This window comes from Streptomyces yamdrokensis, from assembly GCF_053890455.1.
In genome coordinates, this window is record NZ_CM132679.1 from 4,436,177 (window position 1) to 4,461,852 (window position 25,676).

21 protein-coding genes and 1 pseudogene are annotated in these 25,676 nt (G+C 72.0%); 15 read left to right on the top strand and 7 right to left on the bottom strand.

The genetic code is table 11. The features are described 5' to 3' along the window. Positions 1–61 precede the first annotated feature (61 nt). Genes ACWZEH_RS19770 through mqnP form a run of 3 tightly spaced genes read left to right on the top strand, consistent with a single transcriptional unit; the run spans position 62 to position 2,954 of the window. On the top strand, positions 62–1,513 hold the full coding sequence (locus tag ACWZEH_RS19770; RefSeq protein WP_456192488.1) for a menaquinone biosynthesis decarboxylase: 1,452 nt from the start codon (positions 62–64) through the stop codon (positions 1,511–1,513). Then, a complete protein-coding gene (locus tag ACWZEH_RS19775) occupies positions 1,510–2,034 on the top strand; it encodes a hypothetical protein (protein ID WP_456192489.1) in 525 nt (174 codons plus the stop codon). Before ACWZEH_RS19770 ends, ACWZEH_RS19775 begins: the two co-directional genes overlap by 4 nt. Then, positions 2,031–2,954: a menaquinone biosynthesis prenyltransferase MqnP gene (gene mqnP, locus ACWZEH_RS19780; protein ID WP_456192490.1), complete on the top strand. Its 924-nt coding sequence runs from the start codon at positions 2,031–2,033 to the stop codon at positions 2,952–2,954. Before ACWZEH_RS19775 ends, mqnP begins: the two co-directional genes overlap by 4 nt. A gap of 73 nt (positions 2,955–3,027) precedes the next feature. On the opposite strand, the gene ACWZEH_RS19785 is transcribed toward mqnP, so the two are convergent. After that, a complete protein-coding gene (locus ACWZEH_RS19785) occupies positions 3,028–3,432 on the bottom strand; it encodes a peptidoglycan-binding domain-containing protein (protein ID WP_456192491.1) in 405 nt (134 codons plus the stop codon). Positions 3,433–3,715: 283 nt separating this feature from the next. Here ACWZEH_RS19785 and ACWZEH_RS19790 point away from each other — a divergent pair, with 283 nt between their 5' ends. Both ACWZEH_RS19790 and ACWZEH_RS19795 read left to right on the top strand, forming a co-directional pair. Then, positions 3,716–4,516, top strand: coding sequence for a helix-turn-helix domain-containing protein (locus tag ACWZEH_RS19790; RefSeq protein ID WP_456192492.1), 801 nt, complete (start codon positions 3,716–3,718; stop codon positions 4,514–4,516). Further along, positions 4,513–5,529 (top strand): helix-turn-helix domain-containing protein, encoded by a 1,017-nt coding sequence (locus tag ACWZEH_RS19795; protein WP_456192493.1) that lies wholly within the window; start codon positions 4,513–4,515, stop codon positions 5,527–5,529. The genes ACWZEH_RS19790 and ACWZEH_RS19795 overlap by 4 nt, the downstream gene beginning before the upstream one ends. A 66-nt stretch (positions 5,530–5,595) precedes the next feature. On the opposite strand, the gene ACWZEH_RS19800 is transcribed toward ACWZEH_RS19795, so the two are convergent. Beyond that, positions 5,596–6,141: a rhomboid family intramembrane serine protease gene (locus ACWZEH_RS19800; protein WP_456199710.1), complete on the bottom strand. Its 546-nt coding sequence runs from the start codon at positions 6,139–6,141 to the stop codon at positions 5,596–5,598. Between the two features lie 209 nt (positions 6,142–6,350). Here ACWZEH_RS19800 and ACWZEH_RS19805 point away from each other — a divergent pair, with 209 nt between their 5' ends. From ACWZEH_RS19805 to ACWZEH_RS19830, 6 genes are all read left to right on the top strand, one after another. Continuing rightward, positions 6,351–7,043: a UbiX family flavin prenyltransferase gene (locus ACWZEH_RS19805; protein ID WP_456192494.1), complete on the top strand. Its 693-nt coding sequence runs from the start codon at positions 6,351–6,353 to the stop codon at positions 7,041–7,043. Between the two features lie 108 nt (positions 7,044–7,151). After that, positions 7,152–7,610 carry an Lrp/AsnC family transcriptional regulator gene (locus ACWZEH_RS19810; RefSeq protein WP_384013482.1) on the top strand — a complete coding sequence of 153 codons (459 nt, stop codon included), beginning with the start codon at positions 7,152–7,154 and terminating at the stop codon, positions 7,608–7,610. Positions 7,611–7,658: 48 nt separating this feature from the next. Beyond that, positions 7,659–8,822, top strand: coding sequence for an aminofutalosine synthase MqnE (gene mqnE, locus ACWZEH_RS19815; RefSeq protein WP_456192495.1), 1,164 nt, complete (start codon positions 7,659–7,661; stop codon positions 8,820–8,822). A 14-nt stretch (positions 8,823–8,836) separates the two neighbouring features. After that, positions 8,837–9,466, top strand: a complete 630-nt coding sequence (locus ACWZEH_RS19820) for a GNAT family N-acetyltransferase (RefSeq protein ID WP_456192496.1) — start codon at positions 8,837–8,839, stop codon at positions 9,464–9,466. Positions 9,467–9,589: 123 nt separating this feature from the next. Then, the gene (locus ACWZEH_RS19825; RefSeq protein WP_456192497.1) at positions 9,590–9,922 is read left to right on the top strand and encodes a DUF4229 domain-containing protein; all 333 of its coding nucleotides are present in this window, start codon (positions 9,590–9,592) and stop codon (positions 9,920–9,922) included. Between the two features lie 85 nt (positions 9,923–10,007). Continuing rightward, entirely contained in the window at positions 10,008–10,733 is a 726-nt protein-coding gene (locus tag ACWZEH_RS19830) for a TetR/AcrR family transcriptional regulator (protein WP_456192498.1), read from the top strand. Here ACWZEH_RS19830 and ACWZEH_RS19835 read toward each other — a convergent pair. Both ACWZEH_RS19835 and ACWZEH_RS19840 read right to left on the bottom strand, forming a co-directional pair. After that, positions 10,703–11,599, bottom strand: coding sequence for a MaoC/PaaZ C-terminal domain-containing protein (locus ACWZEH_RS19835; RefSeq protein WP_456192499.1), 897 nt, complete (start codon positions 11,597–11,599; stop codon positions 10,703–10,705). The two genes, ACWZEH_RS19830 and ACWZEH_RS19835, sit on opposite strands and share 31 nt — an antisense overlap. Positions 11,600–11,604: 5 nt before the next feature. Then, positions 11,605–12,939 carry a 3-oxoacyl-ACP reductase gene (locus tag ACWZEH_RS19840; RefSeq protein WP_456192500.1) on the bottom strand — a complete coding sequence of 445 codons (1,335 nt, stop codon included), beginning with the start codon at positions 12,937–12,939 and terminating at the stop codon, positions 11,605–11,607. Between the two features lie 107 nt (positions 12,940–13,046). On the opposite strand from ACWZEH_RS19840, the gene ACWZEH_RS19845 reads away from it, so the two are divergent. Both ACWZEH_RS19845 and ACWZEH_RS19850 read left to right on the top strand, forming a co-directional pair. Beyond that, a complete protein-coding gene (locus ACWZEH_RS19845) occupies positions 13,047–14,333 on the top strand; it encodes an acetyl-CoA C-acetyltransferase (protein ID WP_456192501.1) in 1,287 nt (428 codons plus the stop codon). Positions 14,334–14,579: 246 nt separating this feature from the next. Beyond that, positions 14,580–16,592, top strand: coding sequence for an AMP-dependent synthetase/ligase (locus ACWZEH_RS19850; protein WP_456192502.1), 2,013 nt, complete (start codon positions 14,580–14,582; stop codon positions 16,590–16,592). 80 nt (positions 16,593–16,672) lie between these two features. Here ACWZEH_RS19850 and ACWZEH_RS19855 read toward each other — a convergent pair. Both ACWZEH_RS19855 and ACWZEH_RS19860 read right to left on the bottom strand, forming a co-directional pair. Beyond that, positions 16,673–17,394 (bottom strand): annotated as a pseudogene (locus ACWZEH_RS19855) (class I SAM-dependent DNA methyltransferase); the annotation flags it as partial. A 122-nt stretch (positions 17,395–17,516) separates the two neighbouring features. Beyond that, positions 17,517–17,720, bottom strand: coding sequence for a cold-shock protein (locus ACWZEH_RS19860; protein WP_003992177.1), 204 nt, complete (start codon positions 17,718–17,720; stop codon positions 17,517–17,519). A gap of 300 nt (positions 17,721–18,020) precedes the next feature. Between ACWZEH_RS19860 and ACWZEH_RS19865 the strand changes: the two genes are divergently transcribed. Both ACWZEH_RS19865 and ACWZEH_RS19870 read left to right on the top strand, forming a co-directional pair. Then, the gene (locus tag ACWZEH_RS19865; protein WP_456192503.1) at positions 18,021–18,869 is read left to right on the top strand and encodes a menaquinone biosynthetic enzyme MqnA/MqnD family protein; all 849 of its coding nucleotides are present in this window, start codon (positions 18,021–18,023) and stop codon (positions 18,867–18,869) included. A 126-nt stretch (positions 18,870–18,995) separates the two neighbouring features. Then, a complete protein-coding gene (locus tag ACWZEH_RS19870) occupies positions 18,996–20,870 on the top strand; it encodes a serine/threonine-protein kinase (protein ID WP_456199712.1) in 1,875 nt (624 codons plus the stop codon). Positions 20,871–20,874: 4 nt separating this feature from the next. Here the strand turns inward: ACWZEH_RS19870 and ACWZEH_RS19875 are convergent, their stop codons facing one another. Beyond that, on the bottom strand, positions 20,875–25,590 hold the full coding sequence (locus ACWZEH_RS19875) for an FtsK/SpoIIIE domain-containing protein (RefSeq protein WP_456192504.1): 4,716 nt from the start codon (positions 25,588–25,590) through the stop codon (positions 20,875–20,877). Between the last annotated feature and the right edge of the window lie 86 nt (positions 25,591–25,676).

Below are 25,676 nucleotides of genomic sequence, written 5' to 3' on the forward strand. Positions count from 1 at the left end.
TCGGCACAGCCACAGCCCCCAGGTACCTGGCAAGGGTAGCCGCTCGGGGATACTTGGCCCCATGGCTTACGACGATCTTCGCTCCCTGCTGAGGGCCCTGGACCGCGAGGGAGACCTCAAGCGCGTCAAGGCCGAGGTCGACCCGCACCTCGAGGTCGGTGAGATCGTCGACCGGGTGCAGAAGGCCGGCGGTCCCGCCCTGCTCTTCGAGAACGTGCGCGGTTCGAGCATGCCCCTCGCGATGAACGTGTACGGCACCGACCGCCGCCTGCTGAAGGCGCTCGGCCTGAAGTCGTACGCCGAGATCAGCGAGAAGATCGGCGGCCTCCTCAAGCCCGAACTGCCCAACGGTTTCGTGGGCGTGCGCGAGGCGTTCGGCAAGCTCGGCTCGATGACCCACGTACCGCCGAGGAAGGTGAAGGACGCCCCGGTGCAGGAGGTCGTCCTGCGGGGCGACGACGTGGACCTCGACCGGCTTCCCGCCCTGTTCACCTGGCCCAAGGACGGCGGCTCCTTCTTCAACCTGGGCCTCACCCACACCAAGGACCCCGAAACGGGCATCCGCAACCTCGGCCTGTACCGGCTCCAGCGCCACGACAAGCGCACCATCGGCATGCACTGGCAGATCCACAAGGACAGCCGGAACCACTACCAGGTGGCCGCCCGCCGCGGTGAGCGGCTCCCGGTCGCCATCGCCTTCGGCTGTCCGCCCGCCGTGACGTACGCCTCCACCGCGCCGCTCCCCGGCGACATCGACGAGTACCTCTTCGCCGGGTTCCTGCAGGGCAAGCGGATCGAGATGGTCGACTGCAAGACGGTCCCGCTCCAGGTCCCGGCGCACGCCGAGGTCGTCGTCGAGGGCTGGCTGGAGCCGGGCGAGACGCTTCCCGAGGGCCCGTTCGGCGACCACACCGGGTTCTACACCCCGCAGGAGCCGTTCCCCGCTCTGACGATCGACTGCGTCACGATGCGCAGGCGCCCGCTGCTCCAGTCGATCGTCGTCGGCCGCCCGCCGACCGAGGACGGGCCGCTGGGCCGCGCCACCGAGCGTTTCTTCCTCCCCCTCCTCAAGATCATCGTCCCGGACATCGTGGACTACCACCTCCCCGAGGCCGGCGGCTTCCACAACTGCGCGATCATCTCGATCGACAAGAAGTACCCCAAGCACGCGCAGAAGGTGATGCACGCCGTCTGGGGCGCCCACATGATGTCGCTGACCAAGCTGATCGTGGTCGTCGACTCCGACTGCGACGTCCACGACCTGCACGAGGTCGCCTGGCGGGCCCTCGGCAACACCGACTACGCCCGTGACCTCAGCGTCGTCGAAGGTCCGGTCGACCATCTCGACCACTCGTCCTACCAGCAGTTCTGGGGTGGCAAGGCGGGCATCGACGCGACGAAGAAGTGGCCCGAGGAGGGGTACACGCGCGACGGCGGCTGGCCCGACATGGTCGAGTCCGACCCGGACACGGCCGCGCTGGTCGACCGCCGCTGGAAGGAGTACGGACTGTGAGCCCCGTCCCCGTGGGCGGCCCGGCCCTCTTCATCGGCACCGACACCGACTACGTGGCCCTCGTACGCCCCGAGCTGGACCCGGCCGACCCCGGAGTCCGGCAGGCCGCAGAGCAGGCGGGCGTCACGCCTCAGGAGTTCGCGGGCGCCGGTGACACCTGGGCGGTCCTGGTCGAGCACGACGGCGAGGGCGGCGGCTTCGAGCTGCCCGGGGTGCGCGATGCGGAACCCGTCGACTTCGCCGAACGGCTGCGCGCCGAGCTCACCGCCGCGGCGGGCGGGCCGTTCACGGTCGACGGCGGCTCGCTGCTGCGGCTGGACGCCCGCCCGGCGGACCCGGGCGCGGGTACGGGTGCGGGAGGGGACGCAGGCACGGACGCGTATGTCTTCCTCGCGCGCGTCACCCCGCCCGAGGACCCGTCCGGCGACGACGCCGGAACGCCGCTGACCGTGGAGACGGGCCCGCTGCCCGTCGCCGCACTGCTGGCCGACCTCGACGCGTTCCTCGGGAGCCTCGCATGATGACCACCGCCGACGGGATCGTGAACCCGGGCGCGGCACCGCGGCCGGCCGGCAGGGTGAAGGCCTTCCTGCGCCTGGTGATGATCGAGCACTCCGTGTTCGCGCTGCCCTTCGCCTACATCGCCGCCCTCACCGCGATGTACGAGTGGGACCGGAACATCCACTGGGGCCGGCTGCTCCTGGTCACGGTCGCCATGGTCGGCCTGCGCACCTTCGCGATGGCCGCCAACCGGATCATCGACCGCGAGATCGACGCCCGCAACCCGCGCACCGCCCACCGCGAACTGGTCACCGGCGCGGTGTCGGTCCGGCACGCGTGGACCGGCGCGATCATCGCCCTGGTGGTGTTCCTGGGCGCGGCCGCCCTGCTCAACCCGCTCTGCCTGGCCCTCGCGCCGGTCGCGGTGATCCCGATGGTGGTCTATCCGTACGGCAAGCGGTTCACCGACTTCCCGCAGGCCATCCTCGGACTCGCCCAGGCCATGGGCCCGGTCGGCGGATGGCTGGCCGTCACCGGTTCCTGGTCCTGGGACGCGGTCGTCCTCGGTCTCGCGGTCGGCGTCTGGATCGGCGGCTTCGACCTCATCTACGCCTGCCAGGACGTGGAGACCGACCGCGAGGTCGGCGTGAAGTCGGTCCCGGCCCGCTTCGGCATTCCGGCCGCCATATGGGGTGCCCGCGCCTGCCACGCCGTGACGACGGCCCTGTTCGTCTGGTACGCGCTCCTCACCGGCGCCGGCGCGTTCTTCTGGCTCGGTCTCCTGATCGTCGCGGCGGCCTTCGTCTACGAGCACACCATCGTCCGCCCGGACGACCTGACCCGTCTGAACCGTGCCTTCTTCAGCGTCAACGGCTTCATCGGCATCGCGCTGTTCGTCTGCGCGCTGCTGGACCTCCTGGTGCGGGGGCTGACGGTCTGACCGGTGCGGTCCGGAGGCTGCCGGTGCGAGGCCCTGTCGTCCCCACGCGCGACAGGGCCTCGCACCGGACGGCTCAGTTCCGGTAGCCGCGCAGTGCGTGCCAGGTGTCGGGGCCGACGATGCCGTCGACCGCCGAGGCGCCGATGTACGTGCGCTGGAACCAGCGCACGGCCCGCTCGGTGGCCGGCCCGAAGTCGCCGTCCACGGTGAGCCGGGAACCACCTGAGGTGTTGCGGTAGTTCGTCGTCCCGTTGATCAGCGCCTGGATCTCGGCGACGTGCGCGCCGTAGCTGCCGCGCTCGGCCCACGTGTTGCCGTAGTGGTAGTGGCAGGTGAGGCCGATCGTGCTCTGTGTGTAGCAGGTGTCGGACGCGGCGGCTGCCGGCGCTGCGGCGGCGGCCGGCGCGGCGGTCACGGCCACGCCGCCGAGCAGGGCCGTGGACGCGGTGAGCAGAGCCACCTTCTGGCGGACGTTCATTCTTCTTCCCTCCGGGGGAACGTAGTTGACGGGCCGTCCGGTCGGAACACCGGTGCGGTGCGATTCCGCTTTCAGCCTGTCCGTCGATTTCCCGGTGGCGCTATGATCCAGGACGTCCCGGGAGTCCCCGGGACATCTCCGTCGCTGGCCTGCGGAGATGCGGCCCGCAAGGACGTCCCGGGGCACGTCCTGGGACGCTCTGAAGGGATGAGCTCGGCACAGGACTCGGCACCAAGAGGAAGACGACCCTGGGGCTACGCCCCGAAGGAAAGGATCGCCTGCCATGGCACGGTGGAGGCCTCTGCCCGAAGGGCTCGGCCCGTACGCCCGGCGCCTGGTGACCGGTCTGCGTGAACTGAAGGACCGCACCGGCCTGAGTCTGTCCGCGCTGGAGAGGCGTACCGCGTACAGCCGTTCCTCGTGGGAGCGCTATCTCAACGGCAAGAACCTGCCACCGCCCGAGGCGATCGTCGATCTGGCCCGGCTGGCGGGCGAGGACGCCGGCCAGTGGGTCGCACTCCGCGAGCTGGCCGGCGACGACTGGAACGGCGCCGCCCGGCCGGTGGCGGAGCAGCCGGATGCCTTTGGCCCGGACACGGAGGGCGCCGGGGCGCCGGGCGGTGGAACGTACCGGTCCGAGGGAGCGGCAGCATGGCGGGCGGCGGCGCGGGCTTCGTGGGTCCGGCGCCGGGCTCCGTATCTGGTGTCCCTGCTGATCCTGGCCGGCACGGCCGTCACCATCGCCGCGACCTCTCAGAAGGCGGGCGGCGCGTCCGGGCAGGGGGCGGACGGCTTCGAGTTCCGGCCCGGCACCACCTACGACTGCCGGGTCGAGCGGGAAGGTGCCTCCCTCACCGCCGGCCACAGCGACACCCGGCGTGCCTATCTGCACCAGTTGGTGATCAGCTGGGACGTGGTGGAGGCCCAGTGCCTGCTGGAGTACCACGGTTATCCGGTGGCCGTCGTGGACGGCGCCTACGACATGATGACCGAGCGGGCCGTCAAGCGCTTCCAGGAGGACCGCGATCACCTGGTCGTCGACGGCGTGATCGGCGAGCACACCTGGGAGGCTCTGCGGCGATGAAGGGGCGGAGCACGGAACTGCGCCGACTTGCCGAGGAGTTGGCGGTACTGAGGGAACGGTCCGGGCTGAGCCTGGACGCTCTGGCCGGCCGGACCTCCATCAGCAAGTCGGCCTGGCACCGCTACCTCACGGGGAACAACCTGCCGCCCAGGGAAGCGGTCGTCGAGTTCTGTTCCCTCACCAACGTGTCACCGGGACGCCCGCTGGCCCTGTGGGAGGCCGCCAGGGCCGTGGAGGCGAACGGCAGCGGCAGGCAGGAGCGCCGGCAGCGACAGGGCGGCGGAGCGCCGAAACCCGCCGGAGGCGCACGAAGCCCCGGCGTTGCCCGCCGGACCGCGGGTGATCGTGCGGAGGGCGCGAGCGATGCGGGCGGTGCGGGTGGCAAGGGCGGTGCGGGTGGCACGGATCCGGCTCCCGCTGGGCCGCCGATGCGGAGCGCACTGGTTCCGGAGCCCGGAACGGGTACGGGTACGGATACGGGTGTGGGTACGGGGGTGAAGGCGGGGGGCGCGGACCGGGGAGCACCGGGTGTAGGACCGCGCCGGACCTGGCGTCGGGCCGCGGGCCGGTGGTGGCCCGTGGGGGTCTCCGTCCTGCTGTCCGTGATCGCCTTCTGCACGGTCCCGCACGTCACGGCGTCCGCCGAACCGGAGCCGACCCCTCCGGGCTGCCGCGGCAGGGAGTGCGACGGTGAGGATCCCGAGTCCATGGGCTGTACCGCACCGGGTTCCGAGTTCGGCATCGTGGCGGAGGCGTCGTTCCCCGGCGGTGCCCGCATGGACATCCGGCACAGTGACCACTGCGGGGCTCTCTGGACACGGGCATGGCTGACCCGCAGCGGTGACCGGATCGAGCTGAGGGTGCCGGGCCGGCCGACCCGGCAGGCCACCGTACGGGACCAGTACGACGCCGAAGGGTACGTCTACACCCCCATGACGGGCGGCGATCCAAAGAACGCCGAAGCCTGCCTCCTGCCCGCGGACGGCCGCCCGGAGCAGTGTTTCGGCCTCTGACCTCCCGCGCGGTCCTCACGGTCCTCCGCGCGTCCTTCGCGCCTCCTCCCGTGCCGGGGCGCGGCCTCAGGAGGCCGGCGCGCCCCGGCGGCCCGGCCGGCGCCGGAACAGGAAGGCCGACGCCACGCCGGCCAGCAGGCCGATGAGGTGGCCCTGCCAGCTCACGCCGGCCTGACCGGGCGCGATGCCCGCGAGGATCGAGCCGCCCCAGACCGCGCCGACCAGCACGGCGACCACGACGCCCATCGGCCGGCGCTCCACGAAGCCGCTGCACAACAGGAAGCCGAACAGACCGAAGACCAGGCCGGAGGCGCCCGCCGTGTTGGTGTACGCCGGGGCTATGAGCCACACCCCCAGACCGTCGCAGACGATGATCAGCGCGCACACGGCGGCGAACCGGCGCAGCCCGCCCAGGGCGGCGAGGAAACCGAGCACCAGCAGCGGCACACTGTTCGCCGCGACATGGGCGAAACCGAAGTGGATGAAGGCGGAGGGGACGACGTCGACCAGTTCCGAGGTCGTGCGCGGCACGACGCCGAAGTCGTCCAGGGCATGACCAAGGGCCACGTCGGCCACTTCCAGCAGCCACAGCAGAGCCACCCAGGCCACCATCACCACGGCCGCCGTCTTCGTCCGCTCGCGCCCCGACCACCGCGTATCGATGCCGGACACGGCACACCCCCTCGCCTTGATCGTCCCCCGGGGAACGGACCGGTCGTCCGCCCGGCGTCCGCCCGGGAGACGGACCGGTCGTCCACTGGGGAAACGGACCGGACCCCTTGGCCGGTTCCCTTCCCACGATGCCGGATAGGCTCGGTGTCGTGAACCACCTCAAGCCAGGAGAGACGACGCGAACACCTTGGATCCTGGGGGTCTCCGGCGCTTCCGGCACGCCATATGCGGCAGCCGTCCTCCGTGCGCTCCTCCGAGCGGGGGAGAGTGTCGACCTCGTCGTCAGCCGTGCCTCGCGGCTCACCCTGCTGGACGAGACCGGCATCTCCTTCCGGGACGCCCACTGGCAGGACGACCTGCGGCAATGGCTGTCCCGTGGAGCGGACGGCAAGCCGGACACCTTCACCGTGGACCTCGACGGCGTGCGGTACTGGGCCGCCGGTGACCTCGCCGCGGGCCCCTCCTCCGGTTCGTATCCGAGCAAGGGCATGCTGATCGTGCCCGCCTCCACGGCCTGTGTGGCCGGGGTGGCGCTCGGCCTGTCCAAGGATCTGCTGCAACGGGCGGCGAGCGTGACCCTCAAGGAGGGGCGCACACTGGCCGTGGCCGTACGGGAGACCCCGCTGAACGGCCAGACCCTGCGGCAGCTGGTCTCCCTCGACGACGCGGGCGCGACCGTGGTGCCCGCCTCACCGGCGTTCTACGCGGGTGCGACGCACATCCAGGACCTGGTGGACTTCGTCGCCGGACGCGTACTCGACGCGGCGGGTGTCGAGCACCGGCTGTACCGCCGCTGGAAGGGCGAACTCGGGAGTGGATCATCGCCGCCCGGTACCGCCTGAGCAGCACCCGCACCCCGGTGCACTCCCCGTGCGCCCCAGTACACCCCGCAGTACCACTGACCGATTCTCAGTCACGTTCAGACCTCTTCAGCGGAAGGCTTCGATCGCATGGACGCGGTGGACAGGCAGCTCATCCAGGCCCTGAGAGAGAACGGCCGGGCCTCCTACGCCGAGCTGGGGCGGCTCGTCGGCCTGTCGGGGCCCAGCGTCACCGACCGGATCAACCGGCTGGAGGCGGCCGGTGTCATCACCGGCTACCGCGCCACCGTGGACGCGGCCTCGCTCGGCCTCGGGGTGACCGCCCTGATCGGCATCTCGCTCTCCGACGCCGCCGACCACGAGGACGTGGCGCAGCGGCTGAAGGACCTGCGGGAGATCGAGGACTGCTGGTTCATCGCCGGCGACGACTCCTTCATGCTCAAGGTGCGGGCGGCCGACGTGGACGGGCTGGAGCGGATGATCCGCCGGCTGTCCGGCACCAAGGGCGTTTCCCGGACGCGTACCACCATCGTGCTCTCCACGAAGTGGGAGAACCGCGTGGGCGAGCTGCCCGAAGAGGTCCAGTAGCCGGGGCGTTACGGTTGACGGAGTCTTTCTCAGAAAAGGGGTATCCGCATGGACGTCGGGCTCAAGCGCGAGCTGGAGGAGAAGGTCCGCTCCGGTGAGCGGCTGTCCCGCGAGGACGGCATCGCGCTGTACGAGTCGGACGACCTGGCCTGGCTGGGCGGGCTGGCGCACGAGGTGCGGACGCGGAAGAACGGCGACGTCGTCCACTTCAACGTCAACCGCCACCTCAACATGACGAACGTGTGCACCGCCTCCTGCGCGTACTGCTCCTTCCAGCGCAAGCCGGGGGAGAAGGACGCGTACACGATGCGGATCGAGGAGGCGGTGAAGCTCGCGAAGGCGATGGAGGGGGAGAGCCTCACCGAACTGCACATCGTCAACGGGCTCCACCCCAATCTGCCCTGGCGCTACTACCCGCGCTCCCTGCGCGAACTGAAGGCCGCGCTGCCGGACGTGTCGCTGAAGGCGTTCACCGCCACCGAGATCCACCACTTCGAGACCATCTCCGGGATGTCCGCCTCCGAGATCCTCGACGAGCTGATCGACGCCGGGCTCGAGTCCCTCACCGGCGGCGGCGCGGAGATCTTCGACTGGGAGGTCCGGCAGCACATCGTCGACCACCGCACCCACTGGGAGGACTGGTCGCGGATCCACCGGCTGGCCCACGAGAAGGGGCTGAAGACCCCCTGCACCATGCTCTACGGCCACATCGAGGAGCCCCGCCACCGTGTCGACCACGTGCTGCGGCTGCGTGAGCTCCAGGACGAGACCGGCGGGTTCCAGGTCTTCATCCCGCTGCGCTACCAGCACGACTTCGTGGACATGAAGGACGGGAAGGTGCGCAACCGCCTCCAGGCCCGGACACAGATGGCGACCGGCGCCGAGGCGCTGAAGACGTTCGCCGTCTCCCGTCTCCTCTTCGACAACGTTCCGCACGTCAAGGTCTTCTGGGTGATGCACGGCGTCAACACCGCCCAGCTCGCCCTCCAGCACGGCGCGGACGACATGGACGGCTCGGTCGTCGAATACAAGATCACGCACGACGCGGACGACTTCGGCACGCCGGACAAGCTCACCCGCGAGGACCTGCTGGACCTGATCCGCGACGCCGGTTTCCGCCCGGTGGAGCGCAACACGCGGTACGAGATCATCCGCGAGTACGACGCCGCCGACCCCGCCCGCCGCGAGTCCCCGCAGCCGATGCGGGTCTGAGGAGTCCCCGTTCCATGCCGGAGAGCCCCCGTCCCACGCCGGAGAGCCCCCGTCCCACGCCGGAGGACCCTCGTTCCGCGCCGGAGAGCCCCCGTTCCGCGCTGCCGGACCCCGGTTCCACGCCGCCGGTCTTCACGCTGGATCCGCCCGTCACTCCCGGACTCCGTGACGGCATCCTGGAGTTGTGGGTGGACGTCACCAACGCGGGCGGAGCCGTCGGCTTCGTGCCGCCGGTGACGCGGGAGGACGTCCGCCCGGAGCTGGTGCGGCAGTTCGTGGCGATGGAGGAGCAGCGGTCCCGGCTGCTCGTAGGGTTCGACGAGGCGGGGAGGGTCGCCGCGACGGTGTTCCTCACCCTCAACACCCACCGCCTGATGACGCACTGGCTCTGGCTGTACACGGTGATGGTCCACCCCCGCCACCAGGGCAAGGGGTACGGCCGTGGTCTGCTCGCCGCCGCCGAACGGGCCGCCCGCACCCTTCCCGGCATCGAGGCGATCCGGCTCACCTGCCGGGGAGGCCTCGGCCTGGAGCGCTTCTACGGCTCCTGCGGCTACAAGGAGGTCGGCCGGGTCCCCGGCGCGATCCGGGTGGCCCCGGGCGACGAGCGGGACGACGTCGTCATGCTGCTGTCGCTGACCTGACCGTACGCACCCGCCCGCGACCCCGCCGCGGTCGTCCGGGCGCGGGCGTGCTTCACTGGAGGATGTCCCATTGGGAACCCCTTGGGGTACGTTCTGGCCGTTCGTCCGGGAGAGTGGAAGAAGATGCTCCGCTACACGTTGATGCGCTTCGGGATCTTCGTGGGCTGTCTCCTGGTCGTCTGGGGCCTCGTCTACTCGGGTCTCGCCCCGCGCGGCCTGGGCGACTCCAACGGGCTGTGGATCATCCTGCTCGCCCTGGTGTTCTCGGCACCGATCAGCTTCGTCGTCCTGCGCAAGCAGCGGGACGTGGCCTCCGAGAACATCGTGCGCCGCGTCGACCGGGCGAAGGCCGGCCTGGAGGCCAACCGCAACCAGGAGGACGACGCCGACGACGCCGCCCGCGGCACACAGGTGCGGGCGCAGGGGCAAGGGCAGGAACGGGCACAGGCCTCGTAGGACCCCGGGCCCGCGCCCGGTCCGGCCCGGACGGGGCGGGTTTCCCGTGCGGGCGGGGGTGCCCCCGCCCCGTAGGCTGATCCGTATGGGTGCCGTGAAGAGCAAGCGGATGCCGCGTGCGGTCCGCGAACAGCAGATGCTGGACGCCGCCGTGCAGACCTTCGGCCAGCGCGGGTACATGGCCGCGTCGATGGACGAGATCGCCGAACTGGCGGGCGTTTCGAAGCCGTTGGTCTACCTGTATCTGAACTCCAAGGAAGACCTCTTCATCGCGTGCATCCGCCGTGAGGCCAAGGCTCTTCTCGAGGCGGTACGTGCCGGTGCCCGGCCCGTACTGCCCGCGGACCGCCAGCTCTGGTCGGGCCTGACGGCGTTCTTCACCCACACCGCGCGGCACCCGGACGGCTGGGCCGTCCTGCACCTCCAGGCCCGTACGCACGGTGAGGTCTTCGCCGCCGAGGTCGCCGCGATGCGCGCGGACATCGTGACGTTCGTGACCGAGCTGATCCTCGCCGCCGCCCGCGAGGCGCACCGTGACCCCCACCTCCCCGGCGGCGAGGTCGCCGGGCTCGCGGAGGCCCTGGTCGGCGCCGCCGAGGCCCTCGCGGACTGGGCCAACAGCACCCCGGGCGTCACCGCCCGGCAGGCAGCGGCCACCCTGATGAACTTCGCCTGGGCGGGTCTGGGCGACCTGATGGCGGGCCGCCCCTGGTCACCGCCCGAGGACGAAGCCTCGGACGCCGGTGCCGAGGACGCCGGAGCCGGGGCCGGTGCGGTCGTTCACGCCGGGCGGACCTCCCCTGTGAGGTGAAGGCGGTCGCCGGGGCCCCGCAGCTCGAAGCGCCCGTCCCGCGCCCCGTACGTCACCGTGCCCGGCAGCAGGACCGGCGCTCTGAAGTCGGCCCGGACCGTCACCGCTTCCGGGACGCCGTGCGCGGCGAGGCAGCGGGCCACGGTCCACATGCCGTGCGCGACGGCGCGGGGGAAGCCGAAGAGCCGTGCGGTGAGCGGGTGCAGATGGATCGGGTTGCGGTCGCCGGACGCGGCTGCGTACCGCCGCCCCGTGTTCCCGGCCAGCAGCCACGCGTCGACGACGGGCAGGGTCCGCGTGGTCCCCGACGTCCTTTCCCGGGGCGGGGCGGTGGGCCCGAAGGCGCGGTGCCGGGCCAGATACGTGCTCCGGGACTCCCATACGAGGTCACCGCCGGGCGTCCGCATCCCGGTGACCACAAAGGCCTCCGTACCGCGCCGGTGCGGTGCCAGCCCCTCGACGCGCACGCTCAGTTCGTGCGTCCCGGTGGCGGGCACGGTCCGGTTCTGGGTGATCTCGATCGACGTGTGGACGAGCCCCGGCAGCGGCAGCGGGAAGTCCCGGCCGCTCATCAGCCGCATGGCCGCCGGGAAGCCCAGCACATGGGGATACGTCAGCGGCAGCGCGTCCTTCCCGGTCGAAAAGCCGCAGATCTTTTCGTACGCCGCCAACCGCGCCAGATCCACCCGCAGTTCGGGCAGCACCAGCCGGGTGCGGGGGAACGCGGCGTCGGGGCGGGGCCGTTTGAACGGCGACAGCAGCGCACCGCGCGCCAGCAGGGGCGCGAGGGCGGGGGAGCGGGCGAGGGTCACCGGGGCCGGAGACGCGGCGGGAGGTACGGAGGGAGGCGGAGGTGCGGAGGCCATGGTGGTCACGCTCCCAGCAGGCTCTGGCCGCAGACCCGTACGACCTGTCCGTTGACCGCGCCCGAGGCCGGGTGGGCGAACCAGGCGGTGGTCTCGGCGACGTCGACGGGAAGGCCGCCCTGGGACAGGGAGTTCATGCGCCGGCCCGCCTCGCGGACGAGCAGCGGGACCGCGGCCGTCATCCTCGTCTCGATGAACCCGGGGGCGACCGCGTTCACCGTCACCCCGTGCTCGGCCGCCGCGCGCGGGGCGAGGGCGCGGACCAGGCCGATGACGCCGGCCTTGGAGGCTCCGTAGTTCGTCTGGCCCGTGTTGCCGGCGATCCCGGCGATGGACGCCGTCGCCACGATCCGCCCGCCCCGCTTCAGGGCGCCGGCGCAGAGCAGTGCGTCGGTGGTGCGCAGCACGCTCGCCAGGTTCACCTCCAGCACCGGGGCCCAGCGCTCGGCGGGCATGTTGGCCAGCCGCCGGTCACGGGTGATGCCCGCGTTGTGGACGAGGACGTCCAGGCCGTCGGGCAGTGCCTCGGCGATCCGGGCGCCCGCGTCGGCGGCCGTGATGTCGAGGGGGAGGGCGAGGCCGCCGAGGCGTTCGGCGACGCGCCGGGCGTCCCCCTCGGCCCGCGGCACGTCGAGCACCACGACTTCGGCACCGTCCCGCGCCAGCGTTTCGGCGACCGCCTCGCCGATCCCGCGCGCACCGCCGGTGACCAGGGCGGTGCGTCCGGCGAGGGGGAGGGCCTCCTGGCCGGCGGCGGGTACCCCCCGGGTGCCGGCGGCCGTGGTGGCGGTGGCGTCGGCGCCGACCTCGATCACCTGGCCGCTGACGTACGCCGACTTGGGCGAGAGCAGGAAGCGCAGGGTGGACTCGGCGGCGTCCGCGTCGGTGAGGCGGACCAGGTTGACCGTGCCGCCCCGCCCGATCTCCTTGCCCAGGGAGCGGGTGAAGCCCTCCAACGCCTGCTGGGCGGCGGCCTGGTGGTGGTCGGCGGTGTCGAGCGGGGCGCCGAGCAGGACGATCCTGCCGTTCGCGGCGACCGACCGTACGACGGGATGCAGGGCCGCGTGCACCTCGGCGAGGCTCTCCACGTCCCGCACCCCGGTGGCGTCCAGGACGACGGCTGCGGGCCGGCCGGTGTCGTCCGCGCCCAGCCCGGCGCGGGCGAGGACGGGCGCCGGATCGAGGTCGGACGTGCCCGCGGTGAGGTGGAGCAGACCGCCTTCCAGGCCCGGTCGCGCCGGTGACCAGCGCTTCAGCGCCACGGGCCCGGGGAGCCCCAGCCGGCGGCTCAGGAAGCGGCCCGGCGTGGTGCCGGTGAAGCTCAGATAGCGGTCGGCCATGTGCGACTCCCAGCGGGGTGTGCGTGCTCACTCACGACGAACACTGTGCTTACTCTAGAGTAAGGTTACCGGAGGTAAGGCTATGTCACGGTGAGGAGCAGGTCGAGATGAGCCCCCTGAAGCCGGCTGTCGTCCGGCGCGTCGCGGTCATCGGCGGTACCCGGATCCCGTTCGCCCGCTCCGACGGCCCCTACGCCACCGCCTCCAACCAGGAGATGCTGACCACCGCCCTGGACGGCCTCGTCGAGCGGTACGGGCTCCAGGCGCCGGGCGCGGTCGGGGAGTTCGTCGCCGGTGCGGTGCTCAAGCACAGCCGTGACTTCAACCTCGCCCGCGAGACCGTCCTCGGCTCCGCGCTGGACGCCCGTACCCCCGCCTACGACATCCAGCAGGCCTGCGGCACCGGCCTCCAGGCCGTCATCGCCGCCGCCAACAAGATCGCCCTCGGCCAGACGGAGTCCGCGATCGCGGGCGGCGCCGACACGGCGAGCGACGCACCCCTCGGCGTCAACGACGGCCTGCGACAAGTGCTGTTGGAGGCACGACGGGCGAAGTCGCTCGGTGCCCGCCTCAGGGCGTTGTCGAAGGTGCGCCCCGGACACCTGGTCCCCGACATTCCGCGCAACGCCGAACCGCGCACCGGCCTGTCCATGGGCGAACACGCCGCGGTCACCGCCCGCACCCGGGGCATCACCCGCGAGGCCCAGGACGAACTGGCGGCGACCAGCCACCAGCGGCTGGCGGCGGCGTACGAACGCGGCTTCTTCCAGGACCTGGTGGTGCCCCACCGCGGGCTGACCCGTGACCAGAACCTCCGGCCGGGCTCGACCGTCGGCGGACTCGCCAAGCTGAAGCCCGTGTTCGGCACCGAAGGCCCCGACCCGACGATGACCGCGGGCAATTCGACCCCGCTCACCGACGGTGCGGCGGTGGTCCTGCTGGCGAGCGAGGAGTGGGCCCGGGCGCGGGGCCTGGAGCCGCCGGCCTACCTGACCGCGTACGAGAGCGCCGCCGTGGACTTCGTGCACGGCGATGTGGCGGACGGTGAGGACGGCCTGCTGATGGCCCCCGCGTACGCGGTCCCGCGCATGCTGGAACGCGCCGGTCTGGACATCGCGGACTTCGACCTGATCGAGGTCCACGAGGCCTTCGCCTCCCAGGTGCTGGCCACCCTGGCCGCCTGGGAGAAGCAGGGCCTGAGCCCGGTCGACCGCACCCGGATGAACGTGGCCGGTTCCTCCCTGGCGACCGGTCACCCCTTCGCCGCCACCGGCGCCCGCATCGTGGCGACCCTCGCGAAACTCCTGGCCGAACGGGACGCCCCCGCCCGCGGCCTGATCTCCGTCTGCGCGGCGGGCGGGCAGGGCGTGACGGCCGTTCTGGAGCGAACGTGAAGCACCCCCGGGCGACCCCCGACGCTGCACATCCCCGGCCCCGGACCCTCCCCGAACCCGCACGAACCCACCACGTCGGACCCGTACGATCCCGAGACCGAACCGGCGGCGACTCCGTGACTCCCGCCCTTCCCGCGACGCCGGTGGGCGCCGGAGAACGACGGAGGGCGCCGGTGAGCGCCCCGGCGTGCGAGGTACGTACGTCATCGCAGCAAGCAGGTCCGCTGCACGCCCCAGGAGCCGCCCGTGTCCGCCGTCCCGCCCTCAGCCGTCCCCTCCGTCCCCTCCGGCCCTTTCGCCCCGTCCGCCGTCCACTCCACCACCGCCAGGGGTGACGCCTTCGCCGAGCCGGCCCTGGTCGAACCCGAGACGCGGCGGCTGGACGGGGTCGTACGGGAGGCGGCCGTCCCGCCGCTCGCGAAGCCGGTGCGGCACGGATCGCTCGCCGACCTGCCCTTCGACAACGCGAACGCGGCCCCGCACACGGTGGTCATGAGCCGCCGCCCCAGAGGCGGCGGGAGCGGCGGGGACCGTGGGAGTGGCGGGAGCGGCGGTTGGACGGATGTGACGGCCGCCGAGTTCGCCGCCCAGGTGATGGCCGTGGCGAAGGGCCTCATCGCCGAGGGCCTGACCCCGGGCGACCGGATCGCCGTCATGGCCCGCACCGTCTACGAGTGGACGGTCCTCGACTTCGCCGCCTGGGCGGCCGGACTGGTCACCGTCCCCGTCTACCCGACCTCCTCCGTCTACCAGGCCCGCTGGATCCTGCAGGACTCGGGCGCGGTCGTCCTCGTCACGGAAACGGTCGCCCAGGCCGCCGCCCTCGGCCCCGAACTGGCACACCTCCCCGACCTCCGGCACGTCTGGGTCGTCGAGAAGGGCCACGTCGAACAGCTCGCACAGGCCGGCACCCACCTCCCGGACCAGGAGGTGGAGGTACGCCGCGGCGTCCTCGGCCCGGACACCCTCGCCACCCTCATCCACACGTCCGGCACCACCGGACGCCCCAAGGGCTGTGCCCTCACCCACGGCAACTTCTTCGCCGAGGTGGACAACGCCGTCGAACTGCTCTATCCGATCTTCAAGGCCCGGACCAGCGAGGAGGCCTCCGTCCTCCTCTTCCTTCCCATGTCGCACGTCTTCGGCCGCATGGTCGCCGTCGCCTGCGTCCGGGCCCGGGTACGGCTCGGCCACGCGCCGAGCCTGAAACCCGAGGAACTGCTCCCGGACCTGGCGGGCTTCCGGCCCACCTGCCTGCTGGCCATCCCGTACATGCTGGAGAAGATCTACAACACCGCCCGCGCCAAGGCGGAGTCGGGCGGACGGGCGGCCGCCTTCGACCGCGCGGCCTCGGTGGCCCGCCGCTACGGCGAGGCCGTCGACGCCCGCCACACCGGTACGGGTCCCGGCCCGAGCGGGTCCCAGAAGGTCGCCCGCGCCTTCTACGACCCCCTGGTCTACCGCCGTATCCGCAACGCCATGGGCGGCAGGGTCCGCTACGCCATCTGCGGCGGCTCCCCGCTCGGCCGCGACCTGAGCGCGTTCTACACCGGCGTGGGCATCGAGATCTTCGAGGGCTACGGCCTCACCGAGACCACCGCCGCGTCGACGGTGACGCCCCCGCTCAGGCCCCGGCTCGGCACGGTGGGCTGGCCGCTGCCCGGCACCAGGGTCCGTATCGCGGCGGACGGCGAGATCCTCGTCGCGGGCGAGCACATCCTGCGCGGTTACTGGGACCCCCGGGCCGGCGGGGTCGTCCCCGCGGCACGTGACGGCTGGCTCGCGACCGGTGACATCGGCGAACTGGACGACGAGGGCTACCTGACCATCACCGGCCGCAAGAAGGAGATGCTGATCACGGCGGGCGGCAAGAGCGTCGCCCCCGCCCCGCTGGAGAACTGGCTCCGCTCGCACCCCCTGATCTCCCAGTGCATGATCCTGGGCGACCGCCGCCCCTACGTCTCCGCCCTGATCACCCTCGACCCCGACGGCATCACCCACTGGCGCCGGATGAACGGCAAACACCCGGTCCCGGCCGAACTCCTGGTCGACGACGAGGAACTGCGCGCGGTCCTGCAACGCGCGATCGACGAGGCCAACAAGATGCTCTCCCGCCCCGAGTCCATCCGCCGCTTCACCGTCCTCCCCGTCGACTTCCGCGAGGACGCGGGTCATCTGACCCCGTCCATGAAGCTCCGCCGCGACGCGGTCCTGCGTGACTTCGCGAAGGAGGTGGAAGGGCTGTACACGGGCTCATGAGCGGTGGGCGGTGGGGTGGCCGGCGGTGAACGACCGGCGGTGGAACGACCGGCGATGGAGGGTGCTGAGCGGTCGGCGTGCGGTCTGCGGGCGATGAGGAACGCCTGGGGCGTCGACTCGCCACGCTTCTCGTCCGCGGCCCGCTCGGAGTGTGCAGCACGAGGGTGAACCCGGCCGTCTCCAGGGCCTCGGCCATCCGGTCCGGACGGCGCCGCTGAAAGTCCAGGGCGACCGGGCGGCCGAAGGAGCGGTCGAGGTGGCGGACTTCCTCACCGGCCTGGAAGGCGAGCAGCAGATGCCCCCCGGGCACCAGGAGCCGGTGGAATCCGGCGAAGAGCGCCGGCAGGTCGTCCTGCGGGAGGCGGATGCTCGACTACCACGAGACGACGCCGGCCGGCGTGCCGTCCAAGATGCCCGGTTCCAGCATCGGACCCTGCTCGAAGCGCAGGCCGGGATTCTCACGGTGGGCGATCCTGAGCATCGGTTCCGACAGGTCGAGGCCGAAGACGTCCAGTCCGCAGGAGGCCAGGTGGCCCGCCACCCGTCCGGGACCGCATCCGAGGCCGGCGACCTTGCCGCTGACGCCGCTCGTCCCGCCGGTCCCGGTGCCGTTCCCGGTGCCGTTCGCCGCTTTGACGAGCCCGGCGAATCCGGCCGGCAGCGCCGGTTCCAGGGGCTGGGCGGCGAAGACGTCGCGGAAGTGGTCGGCGTAGTCCTCGGCGATGGCGTCGTAGAAGGCGCGGGTGGCGACGATGTGGTCCGGGCCGGGCCCCGGGGCGGTGGTGACAGTGGCGTCCGTCATGGGCGCGGAGCCTGGCGGTGACCACCCTCCACGGGGGCCACGGCGGGGAAAGGCAGGAGCCCCTTTCGCCTGACGGCGCGGGGCTCCTTGGGTACTGCTGGTCGTTCCCGGATCGGAGAGGATCAGACCGGGGTGACGTTCTCCGCCTGCGGGCCCTTGGGGCCCTGCGTGACGTCGAAGGACACCTGCTGGTTCTCTTCGAGCGAGCGGAAGCCGCTCGCATTGATCGCGGAGTAGTGGACGAAGACGTCGGGGCCTCCGCCTTCCTGGGCGATGAAACCAAAGCCCTTTTCGGCGTTGAACCACTTCACGGTTCCGGTAGCCATAAGCCCTCCTTGGGCCCAAAGGGTTGCCCTGCTCCAGAACCCAGCAAGTGTGAAGACCAATTCCGCACAATCGCATCCGTCTGAGAACGACGAGAGCCCGCGGTCACATGCTCCGCAGGCTCTGTACTGCAAGGGAAACCAAACTGCAACTTGCGGATGAGCCTAGCACGCGACCGCCCGCGCGCAATAGAGGTCAAGATCACGTCACCCGAATGTTTGAATGTTCACTTCCGCGTCGCACATCGGGGCGATACCGGGCCCGGGGAGTCCGCTCCGCGGGACGAGGTCTAGCCTCGCGATGTGGACAATCCTCGCACCCGGCCCCGCGTCGGACACATTCAGTTCCTGAACTGCATGCCCCTCTACTGGGGGCTTGCGAGAACGGGCACTCTCCTCGACTTCGAGCTGTCGAAGGACACCCCCGAGAAGCTCAGCGAGAAACTCGTGCAGGGAGATCTCGACATCGGGCCGATCACCCTGGTCGAGTTCCTCAAGCACGCCGACCAGCTGGTCGCCTTCCCCGACATCGCCGTCGGCTGCGACGGCCCGGTGATGTCGTGCGTGATCGTCTCGCAGGTCCCGCTGGACCGCCTGGACGGCGCCCGCGTCGCCCTCGGGTCGACCTCGCGCACGTCCATCCGCCTCGCCCAGCTCCTGCTGGCCGAGCGGTTCGGCGTCCAGCCCGACTACTACATGTGCCCGCCCGACCTCAGCCAGATGATGCAGGAGGCCGACGCGGCCGTCCTCATCGGCGACGCCGCCCTGCGCGCGACCATGATCGACGGCCCCCGCTTCGGGCTCGACGTGTACGACCTGGGCACGCTGTGGAAGGAGTGGACGGGGCTGCCGTTCGTCTTCGCCGTCTGGGCGGCGCGCCGCGACTACCTGGAGCGCGAGCCGGTCCTCACCCGGAAGGTGCACGAGGCCTTCCTCGCCTCCCGCGACCTCTCCCTGGAGGAGGTCGGCAAGGTCGCCGAGCAGGCGTCCCGCTGGGAGGCCTTCGACGAGAAGACGCTGGCCCAGTACTTCACCACCCTCGACTTCAGTTTCGGCCCGCCGCAGCTGGCGGCGGTCGAGGAGTTCGCGCGCCGGGTGGGACCGACGACGGGCTTCGCGGCGGACGTGAAGGTCGACCTGCTGCAGCCGTGAGGACGCGGGGGCCGCCCACTACCCTGCTGAAGGGTTCCCGGGTACGGGTGCAACGGGGGAGGGGCGGACGGGGTGGACGGAGTGGACGGGGCGCGCGGGGCGCAGGGGGCGCACGGGATCGACTCCGTGCGGCCGCTCGATGTCGACGAGCCCACGGCCGTGGGGCCGTACCGGCTGCTGGGCAGGCTCGGGGCCGGCGGCATGGGCCGGGTCTACCTGGGCCGCAGCGCCGGCGGCCGCACGGTCGCGGTGAAGATCGTGCATCCGCACTTCGCGCTGGACGAGGAGTTCCGGGCCCGGTTCCGGCGCGAGGTCGAGGCCGCGCGCCGGGTGGGCGGTGCCTGGACGGCCCCGGTCCTGGACGCCGACCCCGAGGCGCGCGTGCCCTGGGTCGCCACGGCCTACGCGGCGGGCCCGTCCCTCACGGCGGCGGTCACGCACGGCGGCCCGCTGCCCGCCCGCACCGTACGGGTGCTGGGCGCGGGTCTGGCCGAGGCGCTGACCGCGGTGCACGAACTGGGCCTGGTGCACAGGGACGTGAAGCCGTCGAACGTCCTTCTCACCCTCGACGGCCCGCTGTTGATCGACTTCGGCATCACCCGCGCGTTGGACGGCACGGCCTCCCTCACCTCGACCGGTGTGTCGATCGGCTCGCCCGGCTACATGTCGCCCGAGCAGATCCTGGGCAAGGGCGCCACGGGAGCGGCGGACGTCTTCTCCCTGGGCGCCGTACTGGCGTACGCGGCGACGGGCGAGCCTCCCTTCTCCGGTGACTCCTCGGCGGCACTGCTGTACAAGGTCGTCCACGAGCCGCCCGAACTGGGATGGCTGGAAGGACCGGCCGCGCGAGGGCCGGGCGCGCGGGACGGCTCGGACGGCGAGGACGGCTCGGACGGTTCCGGGGACGAGCTTCGCGCCCTGGTGGCGGCCTGCCTGAGCAAGGACCCCGGCACCCGCCCGACCCCGGCCGAGGTGGCCCGGCGGCTGGCCCCCGAGGGCGGCGCGGCCCGGCTGGTGGCGGGCGGATGGCTGCCGGGGGCACTGGTGGAGCGGGTGAGCCGCTCGGCGGTGCGTCTGCTGAACCTGGAGGCGGGTCGGGACGGTCCGGCGGGCGGCTCCCCGGTGTCGGGCGCCCTGGTGTCCGGTCCCGTGGGTTTCAGCAGCCCTTCGGTGGACGGGGTACCGACGGGAAGCGGTACCGGACCGGCGGGTGGCGGCGCGAGCGCCTGGGGGCCCGGGGCGCCCGCGGCACCCGGCACCTCCGCCGCCGTGGACCCGCCCGGTGCCGGGGTGTTCGGTCCGCCGCCGGTGATGCCGGCCCACGGCGCGCCGGCGAGCACACCGGCCGCCGCGGTTCCCGCACCCCGGCCCCGGTCCCCGCACCCGCCGGCCGAGTCGGCCGAAGGCGCCCGCCCGCCCCGCCCCGGCAGGCTCTCGGTCTCCGTCGCCGCGGCGTCCGGCCAGGAGCGGAGCGGGGGCGGCCGGGTCAGACGGATGAGCTGCACGGTGGCCCTCGCCGTGGCAGGGGCGCTGGCCGCGGTGACCGTCGGCTCGGTGTTCGTACTGGACCTCATGCCGGGCGGTTCCGGTGACGGCAACGCGGACTCCGGCACCGGAGCCTCCTCCGAGGCCCCGGCCGCCACCCCCGCCGTCCCCGCCGCCTACCTCGGCACCTGGGAGGGCCAGGCCAACTCGCGGGAGGGCATCGCCATTCCGCTCGGCACGTTCAGGGTGACGGTGAAACAGGCGAAGGCGGGCGAGCAGGTGGCCACGCTCCGGCACACCGACATCTTCGGCGGCGTCTGCGACGACGTACTCACCCTGAAGCAGGTCACCGGGAAACAGCTCGTCGCGACCTCCGTCGGCGCGAAGTCCAACCGCGACGTCTGCAACCAGGCCCGCCACACCGTCCGCCTCACCCCGACCGGCGACGACCTCGTCTACGAATCGGACAGCAAGGACTCGGGCAGCCCGAAGGCACGGCTGTCGAAGATCGGGTAGCGACTCACCCCGGCACCACCACCGTCCGCAGCTCTCCGTCGCCCAGGTGCAGCATGCCCTTGCCGGGGACGACCTGGCCGCCGACCATGCTGCGGGACAGGCGTACGCCGATGAGGTCGCCGCTGGACGACTCCTGCGGCGAGAGCAGGATGCCGCGGCGGGCCTTCTTGGCGTCGACCTGCCAGCCGGAGAAGCCGCTGCACACGTCCTCCTCGTCACCGGCGATGACGAGGGCGAGGCCGCGTTCGGCACCGCGCGAGACGATCTTCTTCATCTGGCTACCGGCATCGCAGTCCTCGAGGATCTCCCCGTCGTCGATGAGGACGGCGATCGGCTCCTCGGCCGACGCCTCGTCGATGAGCTCCTCGAAGTCGTCCTCGTCGATGTCGTCGCCGGTGAAGACCTTCAGCACACCGTCCGTGCCGTCGAGCTGACGCAGCGGCGACTGGCGCGGGGCCGCGACGACCAGGCGGGTGCCGTGCGCGAGGAGTGACTGGGCGATGTTCATCAGCACGGTCGAACGGCCCGACTTGGCCGGGCCCGCGATGACGAACGCCGGTACACCGTCCGCGAGATCGGGGCCGAAGCCGATGATCTCGTCACCGCCGATACCGGCCAGCGCCCACAGCTTGGAGCGCGACGCCTCCGGGTCCCGCAGCTCCCACGCCTCCGGGAAGGAGATCCGGCTGGGCAGGCTGTCGACCCTGAACGGGCGCCGGGCACGCGGCACGCCGGCGTCGCGGGCGGCGGCCGCCTCGCCGATCGCGGTCAGTGCCGCGGCCTGGCCCTGACCGGTGGTGTCCTCGGCGAGCAGCGCGAACTGGGTCTCCGTACCAGCCTCGTTGCGAAAGGCGCGGCCGGGCGGAATCTCCTCGGGCACCTTGCGGGCCGGGATCCCGAGTGAGGAGAAGTCGCTGCGATCGGCGAGCCGCAGGCCGTACTTGTCCTCGGTGAGCGTGGCGATCCGGCCGACGAGCAGGGTGCGGTCACCGGTGAGCACGAGGTGGATGCCCACGCTCGCGCCCTCCCGCATCATCGTCTGCAACTCGTCGGTGAGCGAGCCGTGGTCGATCTCGCCGAGCGTGGGCACCCAGCCCTCCCAGCGGTCGAGCAGCACCACGATGTGCGGCAGCCGCTCGTCCTCGGTGGCGGCGGCCCGCTGCTCGCCGATGTCGGCGTACCCCTTGTCCGCCAACAAGTCCTGACGACGGGAGAGTTCGCCCTTGAGCCGGTTGACGAGCCGGACCACCCGCTCGGTCTGGTTCCGGCCCACGACCGCACCGCAGTGCGGCAGCCGGGTCAGCGCGTTGAGGGCGCCGTTGCCGCAGTCGATGCCGTAGAGGTGGACGTCGGCGACGGAGTGGGTGCGGGCGAGTGAGCCCGCGATCGTGCGCAGCACCTGGGACCGGCCGCTGCGAGGGGCACCGCCGATCATCAGGTGCCCGAAGGAGGAGAAGTCGACGGCGACGGGCCGGCGGGCCTGGTCGCCCGGCAGGTCCTCCACACCGTACGGGGCGGGCGCCAGCCTGCCGGGCGTGAGCGCGACGGCCGGGACCTCGACGTCGTCGAGCAGCAGCATCTCGTCGAGCGCGGGCAGCCACGGGCTGTGCTGGGCGGGGATGCCCAGCGAGCTGTTGGCCTCGCGCACGGCGTCGACGAGAACCTTGAGGTCGGTGATCTCGTCGTCCTCACGGACCTCGGACTTCGGCTTGGCCAGCGCGGCCCTGCCGAGATCCTCCCAGCTCAGCGGCCCCACCCAGGGCGCGAGAGCCGCAGGGTCCGCCGCGCCGGGCCGGCGCCCGCCGACCCGCCCCGACTGGAAGGGCACCAGGGAGGCGTGGCCCAGTCGGGCATACGCGCGACCCGGAGTGCTTTTGGAGATCTGCCCGGCCTCGGGTGAGTCGATGACGTCGGACGACTCACCGCCGTCCGTCACGCGCAGCGCGATCCGGAGGTTGGTGTTGGCCCGGATCTCGGGCGACACGACACCACTCGGCCGCTGCGTCGCGAGCAGCAGATGGATGCCGAGGGAGCGCCCTCGCTGCGCGATGTTCACGAGCCCGGTGACGAAGTCGGGCAGATCGCGCACCATCGACGCGAACTCGTCGATGACGATGAGCAGTCGGGGTACGGGAGCATGTGAGGGGTCGCGGCGCACCAGATCCTGGTAGTCCTCGATGTCCTTGGCGTCGGCGGCTGCCAGGATGTGCTCGCGCCGCTTCAGCTCCGCGCCCAGCGACTCCAGCGCCCGCTCGACGAGATGGGCGTCGAGGTCGGTCACCATGCCGACGGTGTGCGGCAGCTTCACGCAGTCCTTGAACGCGGAGCCGCCCTTGTAGTCCACGAGGACGAAGGTCATGTTCTCCGGCGTGTTCGCCACCGCCAGGGCCGCCACGATGGTCTGCAGCAGCTCCGACTTGCCGGAACCGGTCGTACCGGCGATCAGCCCGTGCGGCCCGTCCTTGCGCATGTCGATGCCGAACGGACCGTCGTAGGACTCGCCGATCACGGCCATCGTGGACTGGCCGCCCATGCGCCAGCGGGCGGCGATCGCGTCGCTCGTCGGCGGCTCCAGTTGCAGTACGTCGAGCAGCCGGCTGGAGCCCGGGAGCGCCGAGTCCTCCGACTCCCCGCTGATGTCACGCAGCGGCGACAGGGAGCGGGCGAGCCGCAGACACCAGGCCGCCGGGACGAAGTCGGGCCGCACGTCCTTGATGCGCTCCGCACCCGCCTCCTCGACACGCAGCCGCAGCCTGTCCGGCTGGGCGGCGCGGCCGGGTTCGGGCGCTGCGGTGTGCCACGCCTGGAAGGAGGGGAAGCCGCCGCTCGCCTGCTGAGGCTGAGCGCGCTGCCGGTCCTGGAGGTCCCGGCCGTGCTCCTGGGTGCGGGGCTCGGCGACGACGAACGCCTGGCACTCGCCGGGCAGGAACCGCTCCTCCGCGTCGAGACAGATCGCGTACATGGACACAGCCGGTCCCTCGCGCAGCAGTCGCACCACGCCCGGCAGCGACCGCAGCCGCCGCGACCCGTCCCATACGACGACGATGTCCGGGTCGCTGAACGCCGTCCCCTGGGACCGGTTCTGTTCGGCGGCCTTCTTGCGGGCGTCGAGGATCTGCGTCAGCTCGCCGACACGGGCGCCGACGGTCTCGGCGTCGGTCCCGATGAGGATGTTGACGTCCTGCCCACTCGAGGGGCGCGTGTGCGGCAGCCACCGCACCCAGTCCCACGACGGCTGTGCCGAGTTCTCGCTCAGCACGTAGAACTGCACGTCCATCGGACTGTGCAACGCGGCGGTCTGCGCGACCGCCCAGCGTCCCAGGGCCCGCGCGGAGTCCCCGGGCCCGGCCATGCCGACGACGCCGAGGGAGCGCAGGTCGAGCGCGACCGGCGCGTCCTCGATCTTCCAGGTCACCTGGCGCCGGTGGTCGTCCTGCTCGGGGTCGTCGAGTACGACCTCGGAGGGCAGCTGCCCCGTCCCGACCCGGATCAGCAGGTGATCCCGGTCGGTGCGCCGCCGTTCCCAGAGCCGGGTGCGCGGCCCGGTGCCGAGGGAGAGTACGGCCGCGGGATCGGGGATCGCGTGCCGCCGGTCGTCGCGTTCCTGGATCAGCGCGTCCTGGGCGTCCTTCTCGATCCGCTCCTTCTGCTCCTCGTACTCCTTGACCTGCTTGGCGTGGGACTTGCGCCCGTGCTTCTTGTCGTTGAAGTAATTGGCGAAGAGCAGGATGGGGCTGAGCCCCGCCATGATCAGGTAGTACCAGCGCTGGAAGATCATCACGGCGACGAGGGCACCGACCAGCGGGGTCAGCGCCATCAGCCAGGGCAGTGGCCGCGGCTCGTAGTCGCGGGGCGCCGAGGGCAGCCGGAAGGTGGTCTGCCGGTCCGCCGGCCGCAACCGGGGCGGCCGGTTGTAGTCGAGCCCGACCCCGTCGTCGGACCACTTGAGTGCGGCGTTGGGCGGCGTGTACCGCCCGAGCTCGAACAGCGTGTTCCCGACCCCGACCTGAGCCCCGAGGGGCCAGTCGTAGGTACCGGCGCTGGAGGTCTCCCCGCCGCTGACCTCGGCGCCGCCCTTGTTCTTCTTCCCGCCCTTGCCCTTTTTCTCCGCCTTGCCGTTCTTCTTCTCGCCGCCGCTCTCAGAATCCTGGATCGGTACGCCGTCAAGGGTGACGTGCTCCTGGTCCTGCCCCTGGCCCTGTCCCTGCTCCTGACGGCCGCCGTCGCCGTCGCGGTGAACGGTGACGCGGCAGGTGCCGTCCGTGGCGACGGAGAGGGTGAGGGCGCGGGCGTCGACCTCGGGATCGTCGACGCGAACGGCCGAGGCCGCCCCGCTGCCGATGTCGTACCGCCCGACCCCGAGCCGGTGCACGAAGCCGGCGGCGGGCCCGCCGACGACGCGCAGCTCGACCAGCCCGGTGGGCTCCCCGGGCAGGCACCCGGAGGGATCCTGAAGGGAGACGACGGCCCCCTCGCGCAGCGGGGACCCGATGACGGTCGCCGAGGGATCGACGGCATACCCGTCCACGTACACGAGCGGCGCACTGCCGAGCGGTCCCTGCCGTTGCTGTCCGAGGGGAATGACCTGGGCCCCGCTGTACCCGACCTGGGCGGCCAGCTCCGCCGCGATGTCCCCCACGGTGGACTCGGGATCGGCGTCGAGCACGACATCGGCGGCGTCCCCGCCGAACGGATCGACGACGGTCAGAGTCAGGCGCACGCTTGTCCTCCCCAGGCCCTCTGGCCGCTTCCACCCCGCGGGCCACAGTCCTTGTGACGATATCCGCTGGGGACGGAGCCGGGGCA